We start from the raw sequence: 19,809 nt of genomic DNA, 5'->3' as shown, positions 1-19,809 counted from the left end.
GCATGCGGTTCAGCACAGCGGCTGTCCGTCGCTCGCAGTGAACAGTAGGATCGCGAAAATCAAGAGACTGATGGCGAGCGCAAAACGCTGCCGCCAGACGATACGGCGCGATCCGGCAATCCGCCTCTCGAGGCCAGGCGGTGTCCCGTCAGGCTTGCGAAGCTGCATCCGGGAGAGCAGGTCGTCAACGGCGGCAAGACCGGCGGCCTCTGTCTCGTGGCTCGACGCGAGGCGAAACAGCAGCGCATCGAAAAGGAGATGGATCGCCAGCGCAAGGACGATCCCGCAGAAAACGAGCGTCAAGAGCCAGCCGAATGCTGGAGCGAAGCCTCGATATACCTGAGTGATCGGGCCGATAATCAGCGGCAACAGCGCTGTCAGCCCGCAGACGATTGAATTGCGGCCGAGATTTCGCGCAGCCGCCGAGGCCGCGGCTTTCCACTGCGTCATTGCAAGCCCTCCGTCACGGCATGGATGCTTTCCTCGGGCAGATGGACCCGCCGCCCCGCGCGTTCGATCAGCCGCAGCGCTTCGGCCGGATTTTCGCAGCGTCGACTGATGAGCAGCCATCGCACGATGACACCGGCGCTCCGCTGGAAACCGAGCGCACAGCAGACGAGGACCGGTCCCTGCGGGCGCGCAGCCTCGATGAGGTTCGCCGCGGCGAGCGTCTGGATCATGTCGAGGCCTGTCAGATCAAGGGTCGGAAAGCTGCACCAGCGCGTTGATGTCCCGCTCGGGCGCTGAAGCTCGCCGGTGAGGTCGATTACCGTGGCAAAACGGTCTGCCTCGTGGCGACGCGGAAAACGGCCGAGATGGACGCCGTCAGCGATCGCCACGGATGACGGCATTTTCCGGGTCCAGAGCCAAACGTTGATGAGAGCACCGAGCCGGTAGGGTGCCAGCAGCCAGCGGCTGGCAAGCGTGGCCCGGCCATCCAGGCGTTTCTGGAAGATTTGCAGGCCGGCGCCGAAATATCCGACTGCGACAATCACCAGCGCAACGGCCGGCCAGAGCAACAGAAGCGCTGCGGCCGATCGAGGAGTAAAGAGCGCTGCAAGGCCGAGAAATGCGAGGGCGCCGCACAGATAATAGGTGCCGAGACGGCGCGACTTCGGATCGTCGCTCAAAACAAAATTCGCAAGAGGCGAACGGGCATCGCGCGGGAAAAGCCAGGCGGCAAACAGGCCGAGCAGCACGCCGGTTGGTATGTCCATGACGTGATGCTGCCACGTCGTCAGCACGGAGGCGCCAATCAGGAAGCACCAGCAGTGCCAGACAAGTCGGGCCCTGCGCGGCAGCCGGCCGCGCAGATGGTCCCAGATCACCACCAGTAGCGCAATATGCAGCGACGGCGCCTGGTTGAACGGCTTATCGAAGCCGCCGAGGACGGCGAACATGAAACCGGGCAGGCCGCTGGTGGCCGGCCGCACAAAGATTGCTTCGAGCGGAAACGCGATAAAGCCGGCAATCGCGATTAACTGGATCGTCAGATAACGCCTCGCCAGCATATCCACATCGCGCGGCGTCGTGTTGATGAACAGGCAGAGCCCGTAGAACAGGTTGATCGACCAATATGGAATGATCGTCCATCCGAAGAACGGAATGGCGCTTTCCCATGCGAAGGCGATGTTCGGCACATGAGCGCGTTGCGACGCCAGCCAGTTGGCGCCGCCATAGGTCAGATAGAAGAACGGCGCCAGGAAGGCGAGCCAGAGCGCCGCCCGCTTCAGGACCGGCGCTGTCTGGGAAAGAGTAGAACGTGCCTGCCCCAAGGCTTTGCCCTCAAACTCTCTCCGCCAGCGAGACGGTGAAGATGCCCCACTGGTCGATGCGCTGTTCGAGCTTGCGGAAACCGGCCGCGGCAACCAACTGGTCCATTTCTTCTTGTGTCCGCCGCCGCATCACCCACGCTTGGCCGCCGCGGTGGGAGGTGAGCGCGCGGGCGATCATCTCCAGTTGCGGATGCCATGGCTGGTTGGTGTAGACGAGCAGACCGCCGGGTTGCATCGCGCGGGCGATCCCGTCGAGCGAAGCGGCGATCATCGCATTGTCGGAAAACAGCTCGTAAAGGCCGGAGACGATGGCCAGATCCGGAGCTGGTGTGATTTCAGCCAGCCCCTCGCCGTCAAAGGCATCCTGCTGGCGGAAGCTCACGAAATCACCCAGTCCACGCGCGGCGACGCTGCTGCGGCCGGCCTCGACGTTGATCGGGGAATAATCCTGCAGCCGCGCACTATCGGGACGCACGGCAGCCGTTTCGATCGCATCAAGGACATAGCGGCCGTGACCGGCCGCTATGTCGAGCATATGGGTGCTGCGGCCGGCCGCTTTCAGGCGCTGCAGCCCTTGGTCGATTAGCTCCTGCAAATGCAGCTTCCGCTGCCTGATGCCGCGCCAGCCGATCGCCTCGAGGAACACCTTGTCGATCAACCGCCCGCCGGGACCGAGCCCCCGCGGCTCGTTCTCGTAGACGTAATCGAGCGTCGAGCCGGAATCGAAGCCAGTCTTGACCCCGGTCCTTATACCTTCGGACACCAGTGCGCCGAGGCGGATGTTGAGACGGCTGAGCGCCCAATAGATGCCGCGTGGGGATGCAGCGTCCAGAGGGCTCGCCAGCCGGTCAGCCTCGTCCTTGGTATAGCCCTGGACATCGGCGGTGCGAAGGTCGGCAGGCACCCGGGGCTCGGCGAAACGCGCATTGATGAAACGGCGGATTTCGGCGAGCGCAATTGCGCGGTCCCTTTCACCAAGCGTGTCGTGGTAGAAGCCGGCAAACACATGCCGTTCCTTGATGCGGCTGCCGAGGTTTTCGTAAAACCGGTGCTGCGGCGCGTGTCGCACCACCCAGTCGCTGCCGGAGATCAGCAACTGAGTCGGCACGGTGATGGCGCGGGCGTCGTCGACGACGCGGGCTGCCGCCTCATAGAGCTGCACCAGAATGTGGGAGGCAATCGGCCGGGTGATCATTGGGTCCGCTTCATAAGAGGCGATACGCTCGGGATCATGCGTCAGAAACCTCGCCTTGACATAGGAATTGACGAAGAATGTTCCCTTCAGCTTTTCCCAGAGCGCAATACCTTCTTTGGCAAAAGGCACGTAGAGCTTGACGCTGAAGGCCGGTGAGGCCAGCACCAGCGCACGGATCGGCGGCGCATAGTCGTGCACCCAGGTGCTGGCCAGCACCGCGCCGACGCTCTGTGCAATGACGGCGATGTCTTCGACTGAAGTACCGCTGGTCTCGCTGACATGGCGGACGAAGCAATCGAGATCTCGTACCGAGGCAGCAAAGGATGGCGAATAGCCGCGCTCTCCCGGTGAACGGCCGTGGCCGCGTGCGTCCCAGGCGTAGAAGGCAAAATCATCAAGGCCGAGCTCGGTGCCGAGATGGGCGACGCGGCCGCTATGCTCGTGGCCGCGGTGGAGAAGAATGATTGCGCCCTTCGGTGCGGCGCCGGTCGCAGGCCACGTCCGATAAAACAATCGAGTGCCATCATGCGAGACAAATTCGGATTCGCGCATTGGTCTGACCGTCAAGGAAGGTTGCCCACTTTCGGCAGTTTGCAGCACGGTCTTCTCCAATTCTGTTTGATGGATGGGTTGCAACCATTGGCGGCAACAGTGATTTACTTTTATTGCAAAAGTCTAGCTGCAAATGTAAGTCCTTGAGAAGACCGACATGGGGTGGGACCTTTCCTCACAAGTACGACGATCTGTACGTCGGAGCCGATAGACTATTACCATGCCACAAAATTCCACTGAGGTAGCATGTCCGTTTACCAATTGAAGTCCCGATTTCAGGATATTCTCCGCCCTCTGGTGCACTCCCTGGCGGCGCGAGGCGTTACCGCCAATCAGGTGACTTCAGTTGCTGCCGCCGTCTCGGTTGCACTTGGCCTTTTTCTGAGCATCGCTCCGCTTCCGCGTTGGTTTCTCTTGGTGCCTGCTTGGTTTCTCCTGCGTATGGGCCTCAATGCCATCGACGGCATGCTCGCGCGCGAACATGGGCAGAAGAGCGTTTTGGGCGCCTATCTCAACGAAATCGGTGATGTCGTCTCGGATGCTGCCCTTTATTTGCCGTTTGCGGTCATCGATCCGAACGATCTGATGCCAGTCATGGCGGTCATATTCCTCTCGGCGCTGACGGAATTTGCCGGCGTCCTGGGTCAGACGGTCGGTGCAAGCCGGCGTTACGACGGGCCGCTGGGCAAGAGTGACCGTGCGGTGTTGTTCGGCGCGCTCGGCATCTTTACCGCGGTTGGCGGTACGTTTGCAGCATGGACCGCCTGGCTTTGGGCAATGGTGGCTCTACTTCTCGTATGGACCATCATCAACCGTATCCGCGCCGGTATTCGTGAGGCGCACACGGCCGCCAGGTAGGAAGCGGGGCCGATCGGCCGGCCGCCGGTTCTTCCATCGGCAATGTATTCCGGCAACTATGTCGAACGCTGTTTCTTTCGAGTTGCTTGGCAAGTTCTCCTTTCCAGGCCTCTCTCCTTTAAAACCGGGTTGTATTTTTAGCGCCCTCTTGAAAGCACAAAAGCGGTGCTTTATGTTTTATACCATGGCGAACACAGGTAAGACATCTCACCCATCGCTGCTGCGTTACACTCTGGCGCCTGATGACCAGGCCAGGCAGGCACTTGATGACACCATTGCCGCCTATCGCAGGATGATCGACATCCTCACTGAGATCATCGACGACAAGGCGGGCGCCAATCTCGTCGTCCTGCATGAGCTTGCCTATGAAACCGTTCGCGAACAGACCGGCCTGCCGGCACGGCTGGTCACACTCGGTCTTCGCGATTTCGCTGCCAATCGCGGCGTGATCGCCGATCCGCCGCAACTGCCGCTCGACGACAAGCTCTTCGCCATCAAAGGGCCTGCCGACCTGACCATCGCTACGGTGCACGGACGCGTTGCCGTGCCCTTCGACGTCGCCGGTTATTCAAGGGGATGGGAGAGCATTTTTCCGGCCTATCTCGTTGCCGGCCCGGATCACTACGAGATTCACATCGGCGTCACGCCGAATTCCGCTCGGATGGAGGAAAACATGACGAACGAAGGCATTCTTTCACGCATGGGTCGCCTGATCGCGGGCATCGCCAATGCGGCGATCGACAAGGCGGAAGGCGTCAACAAGATCGCCGTCATCGAACAGGCGATCCGCGAGATCGATGCGGCGGCGGACGAGGCCCGCACCGATCTCGGCAGGGCGCGCGCCGAGGAGTACCGCATCCAGAGCCGCAGGGACGAAATCGTCGAAGACATGAATACGCTCGATGAGAAGATCCGCCTCGCCGTCTCCTCCGAGCGCGACGATCTCGCGAAGGCCGGCGTCGCCCGCCAGATCGATCTGGAATCCCAGATCGCAGCGCTCGACAAGGCCCTGGCCGATGCCAAAGAGCAGGTGGACGAAGGCCAGAAAGCGCTGCAGGCCGTGCTCGCCACGCGCCGCGAGGCCGATGCCCGCCTTGCCGATTTCAAGCGCAGCATCGCCAGGCATCCCGAACAGGTTGGCGCCGGTCAGAGCCAGCCGGCGCCGGGCGTCGGCGCCGCCCGCGCCGCGGCCGCAGTCTCGCGATTGACCGGCGTGCCATCAAGCGATCATGGCCATAGTTCCGAACTGGACGAACTTGACCGGCTGCACCGCGAACAGGCGATCGAGGCGCGCCTCGCACGCTTCAAGGCGGATAACCGGTAACGCCGATGGCACTTCTCCTCGCCCCCGAATGTACTCCCTTCGCCATCGCCGCCGCCGTGCTCGCAGGCCTGACCGCAATCGAGATGCTTGCGACCGTCATGGGGTTTTCGATCATGGAATTTCTGGGAAAACCGGATTTCCATGGGCATGACGGGTTTTCGGGCTATCTGTCCTGGCTCAATGTCGGCGGCGTTCCCCTGCTGATCCTCATCATGCTGGCGCTCGGCTTCTTCGCCATGACGGGCTTTGCCATACAGGCCGTCGCCGACGCCTTCTGGGCGCCGCTTCCCGCCGCCATCGCCGCCATTCCCGCCAGCTTGGTTACAGTTCCCATGGTCAGGGCATCGAGCAGGACCGTGGCGCGGATCGTGCCGCACGACGAGACTTATGCCGTCGATCTCGACGCGCTGATCGGCCGGACCGCCGAAGTTTCGCTCGGCCCGCTCGACCAGGGACTGCCCGGACGCGTCCGCGTCAAGGACCAGCATGGAAACTGGCACGTGCTGAGAGCCAAGGCCGCCAGAGATCAGGAGCCTCTCAATGTCGGTACGGAGGTTCTCCTCGTCGATCGCACGGCAGATGTATTTATCGCCATTCCCGCACTGGCGGACCCCGCCGCAGCGGACAATCAATCTTTCAGGGAGCAGCCATGATGTATGACATTATTCTACCGGCCGGTATCGGCATCGTTCTGATCTTCGGCATCGGCTTTGTCCTCGCCTCTCTCTATACGCGTTCCAGCCGTGACGAGGCCTATGTGCGCACCGGCCTCGGCGGCCAGAAGGTCGTGCTCGACGGCGGCTCCGTCGTCCTGCCGATCTTCCACTCGATCGCCCGGGTGAACCTGAAGACGCTGCGCCTCGAAGTCCGCCGCGGCGAAGGCGATGCGCTGATCACCAAGGACCGCATGCGCGTCGATATCGGCGCGGAATTCTACGTCCGCGTCAAACCCGACGGCTCCTCGATCGCGCTGGCCGCCCAGACGCTCGGCAGCCGCACCAACGATGCCGAGGCGCTCCGCATCCTGATCGAAGCGAAATTCGTCGACGGTCTTCGCTCGGTCGCGGCGACCATGAACCTCGACGCGCTGCAGGAGCAGCGCATGGATTTCGTCAAGGCCGTGCAGGAAGCCGTCGGCGCCGACCTCCAGTCGAACGGCCTCGAGCTCGAATCCGTGTCGCTCACCCGCCTCGACCAGACCGACATCAAACATTTCAACGCCAACAACTTCTTCGACGCCCAGGGTCTTGCGGCGCTGACCCGCATCACCGAGGGCCGCAAGAAGGAGCGCAACGAAATCGTCCGCGACACCGAAGTCGCCATCGCCCAGAAGGATCTGGAGGCCCGCCAGCAGTCGCTGGCGATCGAACGGACCAAGCGCGAAGCCGAACTCAACCAGGAACGCGACATCGCCAACAAATCCGCCGCGACCCGCGCCGAAACCGCCCAGCAGGAACAGGCGGCCAAACGCGCCGAGGAGGAGGCCCGCATCGCCTCCGAACAGGCGATCGCCGAGCGCGAGGCAGCCGCCAAGCAGGCCCGCGAAAGCGCAAACATCGATGCCGCCCGCGCCGTCCAGCAGCGCGATACCGAAGCCAAGCGCGACCTTCAGATCGTCGCCCAGGAAAGCGCCATCGCCGTTGCCAACAAGAGCCGCGAGGAATCCGAGGCGAAGGCGACCGCCGAAATGGCCCGCGCCCGGGCGATCGCGGCAGAGGAAAAGGTCGGCACCGCCAAGGCGATCGAAATTGCCGAGCGCGAAAAGCAGATCGCCGTAATCGACGCGCGCAAGACCGCCGAGACCGAAGCCACCGCCGTCACCGTCGGCGCCGAAGCCGAGAAACAGGCTGCGATCGACCAGGCGGAAGCCATCAAGACGCTTGCGACCGCGGAAGCCGATGCGGCGATCATCAAGGCCAAGGGCATCCTCGAAACCGGCCGGGCTCAGGCTGAAAGCGAAGCGCTTCTCAACGAGGCCCGCAACAAGCTCAGCCAGACCATCATCGAGTTCGAAATCACCCGTGAGCGGATCCGCATCATTCCCGAGGCGCTCGCCGAGGCGGTCAAGCCGATCGAGAAGATCTCCGATATCAGGATCTTCGACACCGGCGGCATGCTCGGCCGCGGAAACGGCGCGAACGGTGAAAGCGGCATCGGTCTCGGTGATGGGCTGGCCGGCCAGTTGCTCTCCTATCAGGCCAACAAGCCGATCCTCGACAAATTGTTGAAGGAGGCCGGCTTCGACGGCGACAACGCCATCTCATCCCTCCTTGGAAATCTCGATGGCGCAAAACCGGCAAAGCCGGCTGCACCTCCGGCAAGGCCTGCAATCCCGGCCACGGCTTCGGCAAAGCCGGCAGCATCGGCCGCAGCCCCGCCAACGCCGATGGCCCCTCAGGCGCCAAAGAAGGAATAATCCAACGCAGGCAGGTCCGAGCTATCGCACCCAGCCTGTCGCCAGCGCGCTTGCCCAGTCGGCACGGCCCCTTTCGGCGGCCAGTGCCGACATCGCCATGTGGTCGTAGGCGACGGTTCGGAACTGCCACATCCATCCGGCCGCCGTCTTTTCCAGGATAGCATAGCTCGCCAGCGGATGGCCGGCTTCGACCTTGTGATAATAGGGCAGCACGTCGTCATAGGCAGGGCAGCCGACGCTGCCGGGATTGACGATCAGCCGGCCGTCCGAGAGTCGGATGGCACGGGGAATGTGACTGTGGCCGCAGAGGATCAGCGGCAGGTCGATGCCTTCGGCGAGCGCCTCGATCGCTTCGATCGGCTTCAGGAAGACGTGCCCCTCCGGCGATACGGAGTCCAGCCAGTAGAGATTGTCGTCTTTCGGCGTCGCGTGGCAGAGATAGGCCTCGCCGCGATAGACGGCATCGAACGGCAGACCCCGCAGCCAATCGAGATGGAACGGCGTCAGCTGCCGGTAGGCGGCGGCATCCGAGACATGCATGGCTCCCGGATCGTGCTCGATCAGATAGCGATCATGATTGCCACGAACAGAGGTCAGCCCGAGCGGAATCAGCATATCGGCCGTCCGTCCAGCCTCCAGCGGCCCGCTGAAGAAGTCGCCAAGATTGACGACTTCCTCGATGCCCTGAGCCCGGATATCCGCAAGCACCGCCTCGAGCGCCAGATGGTTGCCGTGAATATCAGCGATCGCACCAAACTTCATTTAGCTGCCGCGATAGGTTGAATAGCCGTAAGGCGAAAGCAGGAGCGGTACATGGTAATGCGCCGTGACATCGGCAATGCCGAAGCGGATCGGCACGAGATCGAGGAAGGCCGGATGCGGCAACGGCGTGCCGCAGGCCCTGAGATACTCGCCGGCGTGGAAGACCAACTCGTAGGTGCCGACGTGAAAATTTTCGCCCGCAAGGATCGGGCCACCATCGACCCGGCCGTCCGCATTGGTCTCAACCGTTTTCAGATGTCTGCGGAGCTCGCCGTCGAGCTGGAAAAGATCGATCCTGAGCCCCTTGGCCGGCGTGCCGAGGGCGGTGTCGAGAACATGTGTCGTCAGTCCGGTCATGGGGCTGGCTCTTTGATGACATAGGGGTTTTCGAAGAAGAATTCCTCCAGATTATTGCCAGGGCCGTCGCGGTCGACGACTAGGAAATCGGAGGTCTGGCCGAGCGCCATCAGCGGATGATGCCAGACATTGCGGCGGTAGTTCACGCCCTGGTCGCCGCGCGCGAAAAACACCTGCGGCTTGCCCGGACGTCCGCCCTCGTCCTCGGAGACAACGACGAGGAAGGGCCGGCCGGAAATCGGCGAGAAACTCTGACTGCCGAAGGGATGGCGCTCCATCATGTCGACGTCATAGGGGAAGCTGCGCGGCTGCCCGCGAAAGAGATTGATGATGACGCGCGCACCCTCGCCCGCCGCCTCCGCCGCGGCCAGTGCATGGAAGCGCTCGGTCGTGCCGCCATTGATGAGCCGCATCGAGGCTGGATCCGCTTCGATCACCTCGCCGTAAGGGGCGAAAGCCGATCTGGTAAGCGGGCGGATGTCGAGAAAATCAGACAATGGTTCACTCGCCTTCGGCATGCCAGTGACGAATGGCGTCGATCTCGACCAGAAGTTCCGGCAGCGTGCGATAGGTTGCATCCCAGATGTCGGAGGCATCGAGGGCGAAGACGTCTTCCAGGATACGGTTGCCCGTTCCGCAGATTTTCGTCCACGGCAGAGTGGGATGCTCGGTTGCGAATTCCGGATGGGTTACGAGCAGCCGGGACGCAGCCGCGCCGATGGTGAAGTGGCAGAAGGCAACCGCCTTGAAGGTGAGATTGTCCTCGGCGAAGGCCGCCTCATCCATTCCGCCCACGAAGTATAGCGCGTCGGCTGCCGCCTTCTGCATTTCATTGAGATAGTCGATAGCACGAGGCTCGCTCATTTGCCCTCCGGCAACATCGATGTCAGGCGCAGCAGCGCGATCCGTTCGACCTGTGTCGTGGCGGTCGCGAATTCCTCATCCCGGCCATTGCCGACCCGCGTTTCGAAGGCCGAAAGGATGTCGTCCTTGTCGAGCCCTTTGACGGCGATGATGAAGGGAAAGCCGAATTTTTCGACATAGGCTGCATTAAGTTCGGTGAAGCGGGCATGTTCGGCCGGGCTCAGCCGATCGAGACCGGCGCCGGCCTGCTCCTTCCGGCTGTCTTCCGTGAGTTCACCTGCTATCGCCAGACGCCCGGCAAGATCGGGATGGGCGCGCAGCACGCCGAGACGCTCCTCACGGCTTGCCGCACGGAAGGCGGCGGTTAGCGCTGCATGCACAGCTGATGCCGTCAGCGGCTCCGTCACGCTGCTCGCGTCATAGGCGCGCTCGGCAATGAAAGGCGAATGTTCGAAGACGCCGCCGAAGCGGGAAACGAAATCCTCACGCGACAGCATTAGAGCGCATCCGGCTGATGATGCTTGTGCCAGTGCTCGGCAATCTCGATGCGGCGCGGAATCCAGACCTTGTCATGCTTCAGCACATATTCGATGAAGCGCTTCAGAGCGGCTGCCCGGCCCGGACGCCCGACGAGGCGGCAATGAAGGCCGACCGACATCATCTTCGGGCTGCCCGCCTCGCCTTCCTCATAAAGCGTGTCGAAAGCATCCTTGAGATAGGTAAAGAACTGCTCGCCTGTGTTGAAACCCTGCGGTGTGGCAAAACGCATGTCATTGGTTTCGAGCGTATAGGGAATGATCAGGAACGGTTTCCCGTCGACGCCCTTCACCCAGTAAGGCAGGTCGTCGGCATAGGAATCGGAGGAATAGAGGAAACCGCCCTCTTCCTGCACCAGTCGCAGCGTGTTGTCGGAAGGCTTGCCCTGGTACATCCCGAAAGGCCGCTCACCGGTGATTTCGGTATGCAGGCGCACGGCTTCGAGAATGTGCTTGCGCTCCAGATCCTCGGGGAAATCCTTGTATTCCAGCCAGCGATAACCGTGGCTGGCGATCTCCCAACCGGCCTCCTTCATGGCCGCAACGGCCTCGGGATTGCGCGCCATCGCCAGCGTCACCCCGTAGACGGTCGCCTGCACCTTGAGACCGGTGAACATCCGCCAGAGCCGCCAGAAGCCGGCGCGCGAACCATATTCGTAGATCGATTCCATGTTGAGATTGCGCTGCCCCGGCCAGGCGGCCGCGCCGACGATCTCCGACAGCAGGTTTTCGGACGCCGGATCGCCTTCGAGGATGCAGCTTTCGCCGCCCTCCTCGTAATTGATGACGAACTGCACGGCGACGCGGGCGTCGCCCGGCCACTTCGGATCGGGCGTCTGACGCCCGTAGCCGACGAGATTGCGCGGGTAGGTCTCGGATACCATCAAATCACCTTCTGAAAAGACGAAGGAACGGTATCATCCGCAGCCGGAATGTCGAGACGGAAACTGCACAGCAGAATTTCTCTTTTCGACACAACCACTTAGATCGACATCTGCTCAGGCGATCCTGCGCGCGCTGACCTTGCCCATCGGGTGGAGCGAGTGAACGCGAAAGGGGCCGCCAGTGCCCTCCTCGATCATCAAAGCCACATTCGAAACCATCACCGGCTCCCTCAGGACGGGCTCGAAGATCGTTCCCAGCACTGGCTCGATGCGGGGCATGTCGATCGCGTTGATGGGGCCCGTCACCGGCATATGGAAGCGGAACTCCTCCATCACGTAAGGATTGCCCCAACGATGCAGATTGGCAAATTGCGCCGCCGACAAACCATCGGGATCGCTGCGCTCGATATCGGCTTCACTCAGCGGCGCCCGGAAACGATCGAACTCCTGAACGATCGCCGAAGCCAGATACTGGATCTGCTCACAGGGGGCGCTCGGCATCAGGCTGTAGAAATTGCCGAGCCGGGCGATCTCGAGACGGGGAATCTGGAAAGGGGCGTATGTCCCGGCAAACCGCATGAGATCGCGCAGGAGTTGCGACTCGGATGCGTCGGCGGACAGGTGAAAAGGCGCCTTCAAAACACCGTGAAAACCATAGCGCCGCGGTACGGCGGTATAAAAGGCGATCTCATGGATGCCGAGGCCGCGGACGGCCGGAGGCTCCACCATATCGCCCGAAAACACGTTTCGGCCAAGCCAATTGGCGGCCATGAGCGACAGGGGATCGCTCGCCGGAGGCGTGAAGCAAATGGCATAGCGCATGCAATTTCCTCCATCAAGGAAGTGAGCACCGGTAAAATCCGGTGCTGCCGATGCGCAAGCAGATAGGTGATTTGCATGACAGAATAACGAAACGCAGCTATATCTAATTCACGTTTAACGTGAAGCGACCGCGATATGGCTTGAAATCGCGAAGCTTTCCGGCAGCGGAATTTCGCAATCTGTATCGCCTGCGATACAAACCGCAGCCTCCGCCAGCCGATGAGCCAGCCCGAAGCTGACCTTGAAACCGCCGGTCAGTGCGATCAGTCGGGGATGGATGGGATGGCGGCCGATCATTGGATCGCGGTCGATGGCTTTCGGGCGAAGCCCCGCCCAGCGCTCGATGACAGGGGCATTGCGGAGCGCCGGCACGATCGCCCGCGCCGCCTCGATCAACGCGTCGAGCTGGGCATCGGTCGAATGCGGATCGTCGAAACGGTTCTCGCTGGTGCTGCCGACGGCCGCATACCCGCCCTCATGCGCGACGACATAGAGTCCATCGAGGAAGATCGTCGGCAACGCCGGGTCGACATCGGCTTTCAACAACGCCGCCTGCCCTTTCACCGGCTGGCCGAGCGGCTTCTTCAAGTCCGGCGTCAGCCCTTGTAGCACAGAAAAGGACTGATGGCCGGCGGCCAGGATGCAGCGGCCGAACGTGATGGTTTCGCCGCCGATCTCGGCCGTCCCGCGATCGGGATTGAGATCGGCGACAGCGGCATTTTCCATGACGCGCACCTGTCTTGCCCGCCGCAGGAAGGCGACCAACGCTGAGATCAACGAGCGGGGGGCGACGCGGGCGGCGAGCGTATCATGCACGAAACCGCTCTCGCCGGCAGAGGCCTCTACCCAGCCCTCGACGTCTGGCCTGCCGAGCACATGCCAGTGGAAGCGGCGCTCGCCGGCCCGCCAGTGGCGCTCGGCATCTTCGGAATGGCCGCGGGCGATGCGGTTGAGATGCGGTTTCGGCAACGGGATCAGCCGTCCGGACCTGTTGTAGCCGGCCGAAAGTCCGGTTTCGGCTTCCAGCGCGGTGATTTCGGTTTCGAGCGAGACCAGCGCATCGAACTGGAATTGCTTTTTCTCCGACCACCGGTCCGGCATATGCGGCATCAGCGCGCCGAGCAGTCCGCCGCTCGCGCCTCCGCCCAAGCTGCCGGCGTCGGCAAGGATGGTGCTGATGCCGCGGCGTTCGGCATGAACGGCCGCCCAGAGACCCATGATGCCGCCGCCGACGATCAGCAAGTCGCAAGAAGATTGACCGGACGCCGGTGCAGGACTATCGGCTTTTTCCATGAGAGACGTGAACCCCGATCAGATTGGCGCGGGCGCGCCGCAGCCGCTCGAATGGCGCGACGGCGATATGCCCTATTCCACCGCCTTTGGCGATCATTTTTATTGCCAAACCGATGGCCGGCTGGAATGCGGCCATGTCTTTCTCGCCGGCAACGGCTTGCCGGAGCGTTGGAACGGGCGGCAGGAATTCGTGATCGGCGAACTCGGCTTCGGCACCGGCCTGAACTTCGGCGAGACCTGGCGGCAATGGAAGCTTCACCGTGAACACGGCCAGCACCTGCATTTCATCTCCTTCGAACTCCACCCGATGCGCGGCGAAGAGATCGGCCGGGCGCTCTCGCATTGGCCGGAAATCGATGCGGAACGTGAGGCGCTGACGGCGGCCTGGCCGCAAACACCTGCCGGAACCGTCTCGCTCGATCTCGATGCCCAGACGCGGCTCAGCGTCGTCTGCGGCGCGGCACTCGACGGCGTCGCCGCGGCAAAACCTGGCTTCGATGCATGGTATCTCGACGGTTTCGCGCCCTCGCGCAACGGCGACATGTGGTCGGAAGAGCTGATGCGTGAGGTTAACGAAAAGACCGTGGCCGGCGGCACCTTCGCAACTTACGCCGCGGCCGGCTTCGTGCGCCGCAACCTCATCGCCGCCGGCTTTGCCGTCGAACGCCGCACGGGCTTCGCCGGCAAACGCGAGATGCTCTGCGGCACCAAGGTGCCCGCCCGGTAAATCGTGCGACTGCCATTTGATGGCGATCAGTAGCCGGTGCGCTCCGGCTGCAGCTCATCCTTGCCGAGCCATTGCCGGATCTTCTCCTCCAGAAGTTCCGGGCTGATCGGCTTCGACATGTAATCGTCCATGCCGGCGTCGAGGCAGGCTTCGCGGTCGCTTTCGAGCGCATGGGCGGTGACGCCGATGATCGGCACCCGGTGACCCTGCCCCTTTTCCCTCTCGCGGATCGTCCGGGTCGCCTCATGGCCGTTCATGACGGGCATCGAGACGTCCATCATGATGATGCGCGGCGTGTGGCTTTCCCAGGCGGCGACCGCCTCCTGCCCGTTGTTGACGACCAGGAAGGAGAGGCCCGTCGACTGCAGGATCTGGGTAAAGACGATCTGGTTGACCTCGTTGTCTTCGGCAACCAGCACGTCGACGAATTCGGCCGCCCGCTTTTGCGGCTCGGGCACAGTTGCAGTTGCAAGCGCAGGCGCCGGCGCGGCCGCTTCCGCCCGCAGCCGGGCGATCTCGGCTTCAGAGGCCTGTTTGACGCGGCGGGCGCGGACGACCTCGACAACAGTGTTGCGCAGCACGTTGGCGCGTGCCGGCTTCATCAGATGCGCATGGCCGTTCAGCGCCGCGAATTCCTTTTCCGTGCCCGAAATATCCATCGATGTGAGGAAGATGATCGGCAGCTCGACGAAACGGGGATCGGCGCGCAGCCGGCGCGCGACGTCGGCGCCGTTCATGTCGGGCATGTGATAATCGAGTACGACGGCATCGACGGTGACACCGAGATCGGCCGCTGCCTCGAGGATCGCCAGACCGGTGCCGCCACCCTCGGCAGCCACTCCGTCGAAGCCCCAGAGCGAGAGCTGTTCAGTCAGGATGCGCCGGTTCACTTCATTGTCGTCGACGACGAGGATGCGCGCGCCCTGCACATTGATCGGCAGCGGCTTCTGTTCAAGGTGAGCGGCCGCCACCGCAAAAGGCAGGTTGAGGGTGAAGACCGAGCCCTTGCCCCATTCGCTCTCGACATTGATATAGCCGCCGAAGAGATTGACGAGGCCGGCAGTGATTGCAAGGCCGAGCCCCGTTCCCTCATGCCGGCGGGTCGACGAGGTGTCGACCTGCGAAAACTTGTCGAAGACCGATTCGAGCTTTTCTCGGGGAATGCCAATACCGGTATCCTCGATGCGGATGATCGCCATGATCTCCCCGCCAGCGATCGTCTCGAAGCCGACATCGACGAAGACATGGCCGCGCTCGGTGAACTTGACGGCGTTGCCGACGAGATTGGTGACGATCTGGCGGAAACGCCCGGCGTCACCGATCACCGCGGCCGGCAGGTCCGGTGCTGCCCGCACCAGGAGCTCGATATTCTTCTCGGCGGCATGCGAGGAGAGGAGTGTCGCCACATCCTCCACCGCTTCGGTGATATCGAAGGCGGCTTTGCGCAGTTTCATCTGCCCGGCATCGATCTTCGAGAAGTCGAGGATGTCGTTGATAATAGTCAGCAGCGCATTGCCTGACTTGACGATGATGTCGATGAAGGTCTTCTGGCGCGTGTCGAGATTGGTCTTGGCCAGCAGTTCCGCCATGCCGAGCACACCGTTCATCGGCGTGCGGATCTCGTGGCTCATATTGGCAAGGAATTCGGATTTGGCGCGGTCGGCGGCTTCGGCGCGCGACAGGAGCTGGCGCAGTTCCTCCTCGCGGCTCTTGAGGTCGGTGACGTCGGTGAACAGTGCCACCCAATGCTGTCCCCGGCTGACGGTCGCATCCATGTTCACCCAGCGCTCGCCGCCGACATGGAAGACGGTGGAAATTGGTTGCCTGGCCGCGATATTCGCCCGCCACTCCTGCAGGATCTCATCCGCCGCGTCGTGGAAATCGCCGCGCGCCGCGCAGAATTCGAACATGCCGAGCCAGCCCTGGCCAGCCTCGATATGGTGCGGCGGGATCTGCAGGATATCGGCCATCGCCTCATTGGACATCTTGATGATGCCGTCCTGGACGATGGCAATACCCTGCGACATGGCGTGCGTCGCGTCGCGCATCATTTCGCCGAGCCGCTCGAGGGCTGCGCGCGTCTCGTGGATTTCCTTTTCCCGCTCGCGCACCGCCGAAATATCGGCATAGGTCAGCAGGATACGATCGTTGGAGATGCGGCGGCTGTCGAAGATGACGGATTTGCCGCCCGCCCAGGCAAGCTCGATCGGCTCAGGCTCTTCGGCCTCGAACAGATGTTTGCGGAAGGCGTAGATCTCTTCCGGCGTCTGCGTCCCGTCGTAGCGGCCGAGTTCGTCATTGCGGCGGATGACGTCGATGAACGGGCGGCCGTCGAAGCGATCGTCGAGCGGCAGTTCCCAGATGCTGTAGAATTCGTCGTTGACGTAGAGAATCTGGTGGTCGTTATCGAGGATCACCACGCCGATCGGCAGCGATCGCAGAATGCTCTCGATGTCCCGATGCAGGATTTCTTGCTGCTTGCGCGATTCAATCAGCGCCTTTTCGCGTTCCTTGAGCGGTGAGATGTCGGAAAAGGAGCCGACGACATAGGTTCGTCCATCCGCTGTCACGACGCGGTTGACGCGCGAGATGACGGGATAGACATGGCCGCTATTGCTCGGCATCTCGCTCTCGAGCTCCACCGAAATGCCGTCCCTGAGCGCCAGCAGGTTTTCCTGGTAGATCGCCTCAGCACCTTCCGGCCCGAACATTTCGTGTTCGGTCATCCCCAGATACTCGGAGCGGGCGCGGCCGCTGAAGGTTTCATAATATTTGTTGGCATAGACCAGGCGGTGCTTGTCGTCGCGGACGAAAACGGCCACCGGCAGGTCTTCCAGGACGGTGCGGAGAACGTCGAGTTCGTTGACGCTCTCACCCCAGGCGGATTCGCCGGCGGCCACAGGCGTCGCGCCGTTGCGATAGGCTGCGTTGACGACCAGCGGGCGTCCGTCGGCTGCAAAGATGCCGATCGGGTGATCGAGGTTCTCCAGTGCCTCGCGCACTTGGGCGAGATCGGCGGCACTTCCGAAATCGTTTACAGTCTTAGAGCTGCCGGCAATCCCGGGCTTGCCGGCACCCCCCCCAAGGGCAACGGCGCGGCGCTCGCGGGCTTCGAAGATGCCCAGCACGTAGATCCGGTCCGGCGACGGCGAGAAGCTTTCGATCTGAATGCGCTCGTGGCCAAGGCCCGCGGCATCGAAACAGCTGGCGTTTTCCTCGGTGCCGAACACCAGCGCGCGGCGCTCCTTGTCCTCGCGGTCCTCTTCCTCGGGGCGATCGAAGAGTTCGCGGCTGCGCCTGCCGATGAAATCGGAAATCTCACGGCCCAGGAAATCGGCATAGGCCTGGTTGACGGCGACATAGCGCAGTTCGCTGTTCTTGACATAGGCCGGGGTGTCCAGATCGGCGATCCGGCGGCAAGCCAATTCCAGAATGTCCCCGGCTGATTTCAAGAAATCGTCGCTCCCGCAATGAATGGAATATCAACGAGAAAGACTATAACGCCAAGGCTTTTAACAAGGTTTTAACCATAAATTTCAGCAGACGAAATTTGCAAGCCAGATTGATGAGCTGAAATATCTTCGTTTGGCAATGCGGTCTCGCAGGAGGCTAGATGTCGCCATCGGCGGCGGCCCCACAACGCGCGATCAGTGCCTTGCTGCCTTGTGATCCGTTGAAATCATGACCAAAATTTAATGCCTGCCGCCCTTGTGCGGCCATCGCTCCGCCGCGATCCGGGCGGAGTCTGGCCATGGCTTTATAGAAGCCAGTCTAAATCAAGGAAAATACCATGTCCGTTCTTCATAAGACCATGGCGACGGGCCTGATCGCGCTGACCTTTGCCGGCGCCTCGCTCGCCACTGCCACCACCGCCGATGCCCGTCCGCGCGATGCCTTCTGGGGCGGCCTTGCGGCGGGCGTCGTCGGCGGCGCCCTGCTGTCGGAGGCCGCCCGCCCCGCCTACCCGGTCTATCCGGCCTACCCTGTCTATCGCCCCTACCCCGTCTACCGGACCTATTACCGGCCGCACTATTGCCATCTCGAATGGCGTTACGACCGCTGGGGCGAGCCCTACCGCGTCAAAGTCTGCCCTGAATAGCAAGACCGCATCCGGCGCCGCTTGACCTCCCGGCGGCGCCGGTCCAATCCTCCTCCACTCAGGGAGGAGAAATGCCGGAACCGCTCAAGAACCTGCTGCACGAGGCGCTGGCCGGCGATATGGCCGATTGCATCGCCGCCAATGCGCCTTCATTCGACCGGAACCATTTCGTGGCGCTCGCGACCGATGGCCTCGCGACGCTGGAGCTGATGGAGCGCTCGGCGCTGATCCGCGACGCGCTGTTCGCCACCCTTCCAGGCGATTTCCCCGAAGCGGCCGCCATCCTGAAGGCGAGCCTGCCTGCATCAGGCAGCCCTGGACTGTCCGGTTGGATGCTGCTGCCGGTCAACCAGTTCATCGCCGCACGCGGCCTTGATCATTTCGATCTCGGTCTTGATCTCCTCAAGGCGCTGACGCCGCATTTCACCGCCGAATTCGGTATTCGTCCCTTCATGCATCGCGACCAGCCACGCGCGCTCGCGGTCATTTCCGGCTGGGTCAATGATCCAGACCAGCATGTGCGTCGGCTGGCGAGCGAGGGAACGCGGCCGCGCCTGCCCTGGGCCATGCGCCTGCCGCAGCTCGTCAAGGATCCCGCGCCGATCCTGCCCATCCTGACCGCGCTGATGGACGATCCGGAGGATTATGTGCGCCGCTCCGTCGCCAACAGCCTCAACGATATCGCTAAGGATCATCCGGATATGGTCGCCGCCTTCATAGCCGGTCATATCGACGGCGCCTCTTCCGAGCGTCGCCGGCTGCTGAAGCACGCCTCTCGCACGCTCCTGAAGAAAGGCCATGCGAAGGCACTCGCCAATTTCGGTTTCGACGCCGCGGCGGCACTTAGATGCGAGCTGCGCCTTCTGAACGGCGAGGTGATGTTCGGCGAAGGGCTGGATTTCGAAATCCGCCTGACCAATGCCGGCGAGGTTGAGCACGCGCTGATGATCGATTACGCCATCCACCATGTGAAGGCCGACGGCTCGCTCTCGCCCAAGGTCTTCAAATGTAAGACGATCACGCTGGCTCCCGGGCAGAGCCAGGCCATCGAGCGCCGCCACGCCATGCGGCCGATCACGACCCGGCGCTATTATCCCGGCGAACACCGCATCGCCATCCTCGTCAACGGCGCGGAAAGTGCATCGGAAAGCTTCGTCCTCAGAATGCCGTCAATGGATGCTGGTTAAGGCTTTTTGTGCATCGCACTTGACATTCCACGCGAACTAGCCCAAATGCGGCTCAGCTTTCACCCTTCCGGCCGCCGCGTGAGCGTGCCCCTGCTAGAAAATACGAAACGCAGGAAGAAGGGACAAAAGCGCATTTCGATAGAGCGCCGCACTCCCGA

Annotated in this window: 19 protein-coding genes; 7 read left to right on the top strand and 12 right to left on the bottom strand. The window is 62.4% G+C overall.

What is annotated here, in order from left to right; all coding sequences use genetic code 11:
- Nucleotides 1-9: 9 nt before the first annotated feature.
- Genes GGD53_RS04590 through GGD53_RS04580 form a run of 3 tightly spaced genes read right to left on the bottom strand, consistent with a single transcriptional unit; the run spans nt 10 to nt 3,570 of the window.
- The gene (locus GGD53_RS04590) at nt 10-450 is read right to left on the bottom strand and encodes a hypothetical protein (RefSeq protein ID WP_184453994.1); all 441 of its coding nucleotides are present in this window, start codon (nt 448-450) and stop codon (nt 10-12) included.
- Nucleotides 447-1,775 carry a phosphatase PAP2/dual specificity phosphatase family protein gene (locus GGD53_RS04585; protein WP_184453992.1) on the bottom strand — a complete coding sequence of 443 codons (1,329 nt, stop codon included), beginning with the start codon at nt 1,773-1,775 and terminating at the stop codon, nt 447-449. The genes GGD53_RS04590 and GGD53_RS04585 overlap by 4 nt, the downstream gene beginning before the upstream one ends.
- A 10-nt stretch (nt 1,776-1,785) precedes the next feature.
- On the bottom strand, nt 1,786-3,570 hold the full coding sequence (locus GGD53_RS04580; RefSeq protein WP_184453990.1) for an alpha/beta fold hydrolase: 1,785 nt from the start codon (nt 3,568-3,570) through the stop codon (nt 1,786-1,788).
- A gap of 198 nt (nt 3,571-3,768) precedes the next feature.
- Between GGD53_RS04580 and GGD53_RS04575 the strand changes: the two genes are divergently transcribed.
- From GGD53_RS04575 to GGD53_RS04560, 4 genes are all read left to right on the top strand, one after another.
- On the top strand, nt 3,769-4,380 hold the full coding sequence (locus tag GGD53_RS04575; protein ID WP_184453989.1) for a CDP-alcohol phosphatidyltransferase family protein: 612 nt from the start codon (nt 3,769-3,771) through the stop codon (nt 4,378-4,380).
- A gap of 184 nt (nt 4,381-4,564) precedes the next feature.
- On the top strand, nt 4,565-5,704 hold the full coding sequence (locus GGD53_RS04570; protein ID WP_184453987.1) for a PspA/IM30 family protein: 1,140 nt from the start codon (nt 4,565-4,567) through the stop codon (nt 5,702-5,704).
- A 5-nt stretch (nt 5,705-5,709) separates the two neighbouring features.
- On the top strand, nt 5,710-6,357 hold the full coding sequence (locus tag GGD53_RS04565; protein WP_184453985.1) for an OB-fold-containig protein: 648 nt from the start codon (nt 5,710-5,712) through the stop codon (nt 6,355-6,357).
- Entirely contained in the window at nt 6,354-8,120 is a 1,767-nt protein-coding gene (locus tag GGD53_RS04560) for a flotillin family protein (protein WP_184453983.1), read from the top strand. The genes GGD53_RS04565 and GGD53_RS04560 overlap by 4 nt, the downstream gene beginning before the upstream one ends.
- 21 nt (nt 8,121-8,141) lie before the next feature.
- Here GGD53_RS04560 and GGD53_RS04555 read toward each other — a convergent pair whose 3' ends face one another.
- The 8 genes from GGD53_RS04555 to GGD53_RS04520 form a co-directional block, all read right to left on the bottom strand.
- Complete coding sequence (locus GGD53_RS04555) at nt 8,142-8,882, bottom strand: metallophosphoesterase family protein (protein WP_184453981.1); 741 nt, start codon at nt 8,880-8,882, stop codon at nt 8,142-8,144.
- The gene (gene uraH, locus GGD53_RS04550; protein ID WP_184453979.1) at nt 8,883-9,239 is read right to left on the bottom strand and encodes a hydroxyisourate hydrolase; all 357 of its coding nucleotides are present in this window, start codon (nt 9,237-9,239) and stop codon (nt 8,883-8,885) included.
- On the bottom strand, nt 9,236-9,757 hold the full coding sequence (locus GGD53_RS04545) for an ureidoglycolate lyase (protein ID WP_184453977.1): 522 nt from the start codon (nt 9,755-9,757) through the stop codon (nt 9,236-9,238). Before GGD53_RS04545 ends, uraH begins: the two co-directional genes overlap by 4 nt.
- The gene (locus tag GGD53_RS04540) at nt 9,741-10,103 is read right to left on the bottom strand and encodes a HepT-like ribonuclease domain-containing protein (RefSeq protein WP_184453975.1); all 363 of its coding nucleotides are present in this window, start codon (nt 10,101-10,103) and stop codon (nt 9,741-9,743) included. The genes GGD53_RS04545 and GGD53_RS04540 overlap by 17 nt, the downstream gene beginning before the upstream one ends.
- Complete coding sequence (gene uraD, locus GGD53_RS04535) at nt 10,100-10,600, bottom strand: 2-oxo-4-hydroxy-4-carboxy-5-ureidoimidazoline decarboxylase (RefSeq protein WP_184453973.1); 501 nt, start codon at nt 10,598-10,600, stop codon at nt 10,100-10,102. Before uraD ends, GGD53_RS04540 begins: the two co-directional genes overlap by 4 nt.
- Nucleotides 10,600-11,523 (bottom strand): allantoinase PuuE, encoded by a 924-nt coding sequence (gene puuE, locus GGD53_RS04530; protein WP_184453971.1) that lies wholly within the window; start codon nt 11,521-11,523, stop codon nt 10,600-10,602. Before puuE ends, uraD begins: the two co-directional genes overlap by 1 nt.
- Before the next feature lie 114 nt (nt 11,524-11,637).
- Nucleotides 11,638-12,345, bottom strand: a complete 708-nt coding sequence (locus tag GGD53_RS04525) for a DUF1045 domain-containing protein (RefSeq protein WP_184453969.1) — start codon at nt 12,343-12,345, stop codon at nt 11,638-11,640.
- A 114-nt stretch (nt 12,346-12,459) separates the two neighbouring features.
- Nucleotides 12,460-13,638, bottom strand: coding sequence for an NAD(P)/FAD-dependent oxidoreductase (locus GGD53_RS04520; RefSeq protein WP_184453967.1), 1,179 nt, complete (start codon nt 13,636-13,638; stop codon nt 12,460-12,462).
- Here GGD53_RS04520 and mnmD point away from each other — a divergent pair.
- Entirely contained in the window at nt 13,637-14,365 is a 729-nt protein-coding gene (gene mnmD / locus GGD53_RS04515; protein ID WP_184453965.1) for a tRNA (5-methylaminomethyl-2-thiouridine)(34)-methyltransferase MnmD, read from the top strand. The two genes, GGD53_RS04520 and mnmD, sit on opposite strands and share 2 nt — an antisense overlap.
- A 26-nt stretch (nt 14,366-14,391) precedes the next feature.
- Here the strand turns inward: mnmD and GGD53_RS04510 are convergent, their stop codons facing one another.
- On the bottom strand, nt 14,392-17,817 hold the full coding sequence (locus GGD53_RS04510) for a response regulator (RefSeq protein WP_184453963.1): 3,426 nt from the start codon (nt 17,815-17,817) through the stop codon (nt 14,392-14,394).
- 338 nt (nt 17,818-18,155) lie between these two features.
- On the opposite strand from GGD53_RS04510, the gene GGD53_RS04505 reads away from it, so the two are divergent.
- Nucleotides 18,156-18,464 (top strand): hypothetical protein, encoded by a 309-nt coding sequence (locus tag GGD53_RS04505; protein ID WP_184453961.1) that lies wholly within the window; start codon nt 18,156-18,158, stop codon nt 18,462-18,464.
- Between the two features lie 71 nt (nt 18,465-18,535).
- Nucleotides 18,536-19,651 carry a DNA alkylation repair protein gene (locus GGD53_RS04500; protein ID WP_184453959.1) on the top strand — a complete coding sequence of 372 codons (1,116 nt, stop codon included), beginning with the start codon at nt 18,536-18,538 and terminating at the stop codon, nt 19,649-19,651.
- Nucleotides 19,652-19,809 lie beyond the last annotated feature (158 nt).

The organism is Rhizobium aethiopicum (assembly GCF_014197535.1).
Classification (GTDB): domain Bacteria; phylum Pseudomonadota; class Alphaproteobacteria; order Rhizobiales; family Rhizobiaceae; genus Rhizobium; species Rhizobium aethiopicum_A.
This window is presented reverse-complemented; position numbering and strand designations above follow the sequence as displayed.

What these genes read in the sequence shown, in the direction of transcription:
- GGD53_RS04590 (WP_184453994.1), bottom strand. Translation starts at nt 450, where the DNA reads ATGACGCAGTGGAAAGCCGCGGCCTCGGCGGCTGCGCGAAATCTCGGC.
- GGD53_RS04575 (WP_184453989.1), top strand. Translation starts at nt 3,769, where the DNA reads ATGTCCGTTTACCAATTGAAGTCCCGATTTCAGGATATTCTCCGCCCT.
- GGD53_RS04570 (WP_184453987.1), top strand. Translation starts at nt 4,565, where the DNA reads ATGGCGAACACAGGTAAGACATCTCACCCATCGCTGCTGCGTTACACT.
- GGD53_RS04565 (WP_184453985.1), top strand. Translation starts at nt 5,710, where the DNA reads ATGGCACTTCTCCTCGCCCCCGAATGTACTCCCTTCGCCATCGCCGCC.
- GGD53_RS04560 (WP_184453983.1), top strand. Translation starts at nt 6,354, where the DNA reads ATGATGTATGACATTATTCTACCGGCCGGTATCGGCATCGTTCTGATC.
- GGD53_RS04555 (WP_184453981.1), bottom strand. Translation starts at nt 8,882, where the DNA reads ATGAAGTTTGGTGCGATCGCTGATATTCACGGCAACCATCTGGCGCTC.
- uraH (WP_184453979.1), bottom strand. Translation starts at nt 9,239, where the DNA reads ATGACCGGACTGACGACACATGTTCTCGACACCGCCCTCGGCACGCCG.
- GGD53_RS04545 (WP_184453977.1), bottom strand. Translation starts at nt 9,757, where the DNA reads ATGCCGAAGGCGAGTGAACCATTGTCTGATTTTCTCGACATCCGCCCG.
- GGD53_RS04540 (WP_184453975.1), bottom strand. Translation starts at nt 10,103, where the DNA reads ATGAGCGAGCCTCGTGCTATCGACTATCTCAATGAAATGCAGAAGGCG.
- uraD (WP_184453973.1), bottom strand. Translation starts at nt 10,600, where the DNA reads ATGCTGTCGCGTGAGGATTTCGTTTCCCGCTTCGGCGGCGTCTTCGAA.
- puuE (WP_184453971.1), bottom strand. Translation starts at nt 11,523, where the DNA reads ATGGTATCCGAGACCTACCCGCGCAATCTCGTCGGCTACGGGCGTCAG.
- GGD53_RS04525 (WP_184453969.1), bottom strand. Translation starts at nt 12,345, where the DNA reads ATGCGCTATGCCATTTGCTTCACGCCTCCGGCGAGCGATCCCCTGTCG.
- mnmD (WP_184453965.1), top strand. Translation starts at nt 13,637, where the DNA reads ATGAGAGACGTGAACCCCGATCAGATTGGCGCGGGCGCGCCGCAGCCG.
- GGD53_RS04520 (WP_184453967.1), bottom strand. Translation starts at nt 13,638, where the DNA reads ATGGAAAAAGCCGATAGTCCTGCACCGGCGTCCGGTCAATCTTCTTGC.
- GGD53_RS04505 (WP_184453961.1), top strand. Translation starts at nt 18,156, where the DNA reads ATGTCCGTTCTTCATAAGACCATGGCGACGGGCCTGATCGCGCTGACC.
- GGD53_RS04500 (WP_184453959.1), top strand. Translation starts at nt 18,536, where the DNA reads ATGCCGGAACCGCTCAAGAACCTGCTGCACGAGGCGCTGGCCGGCGAT.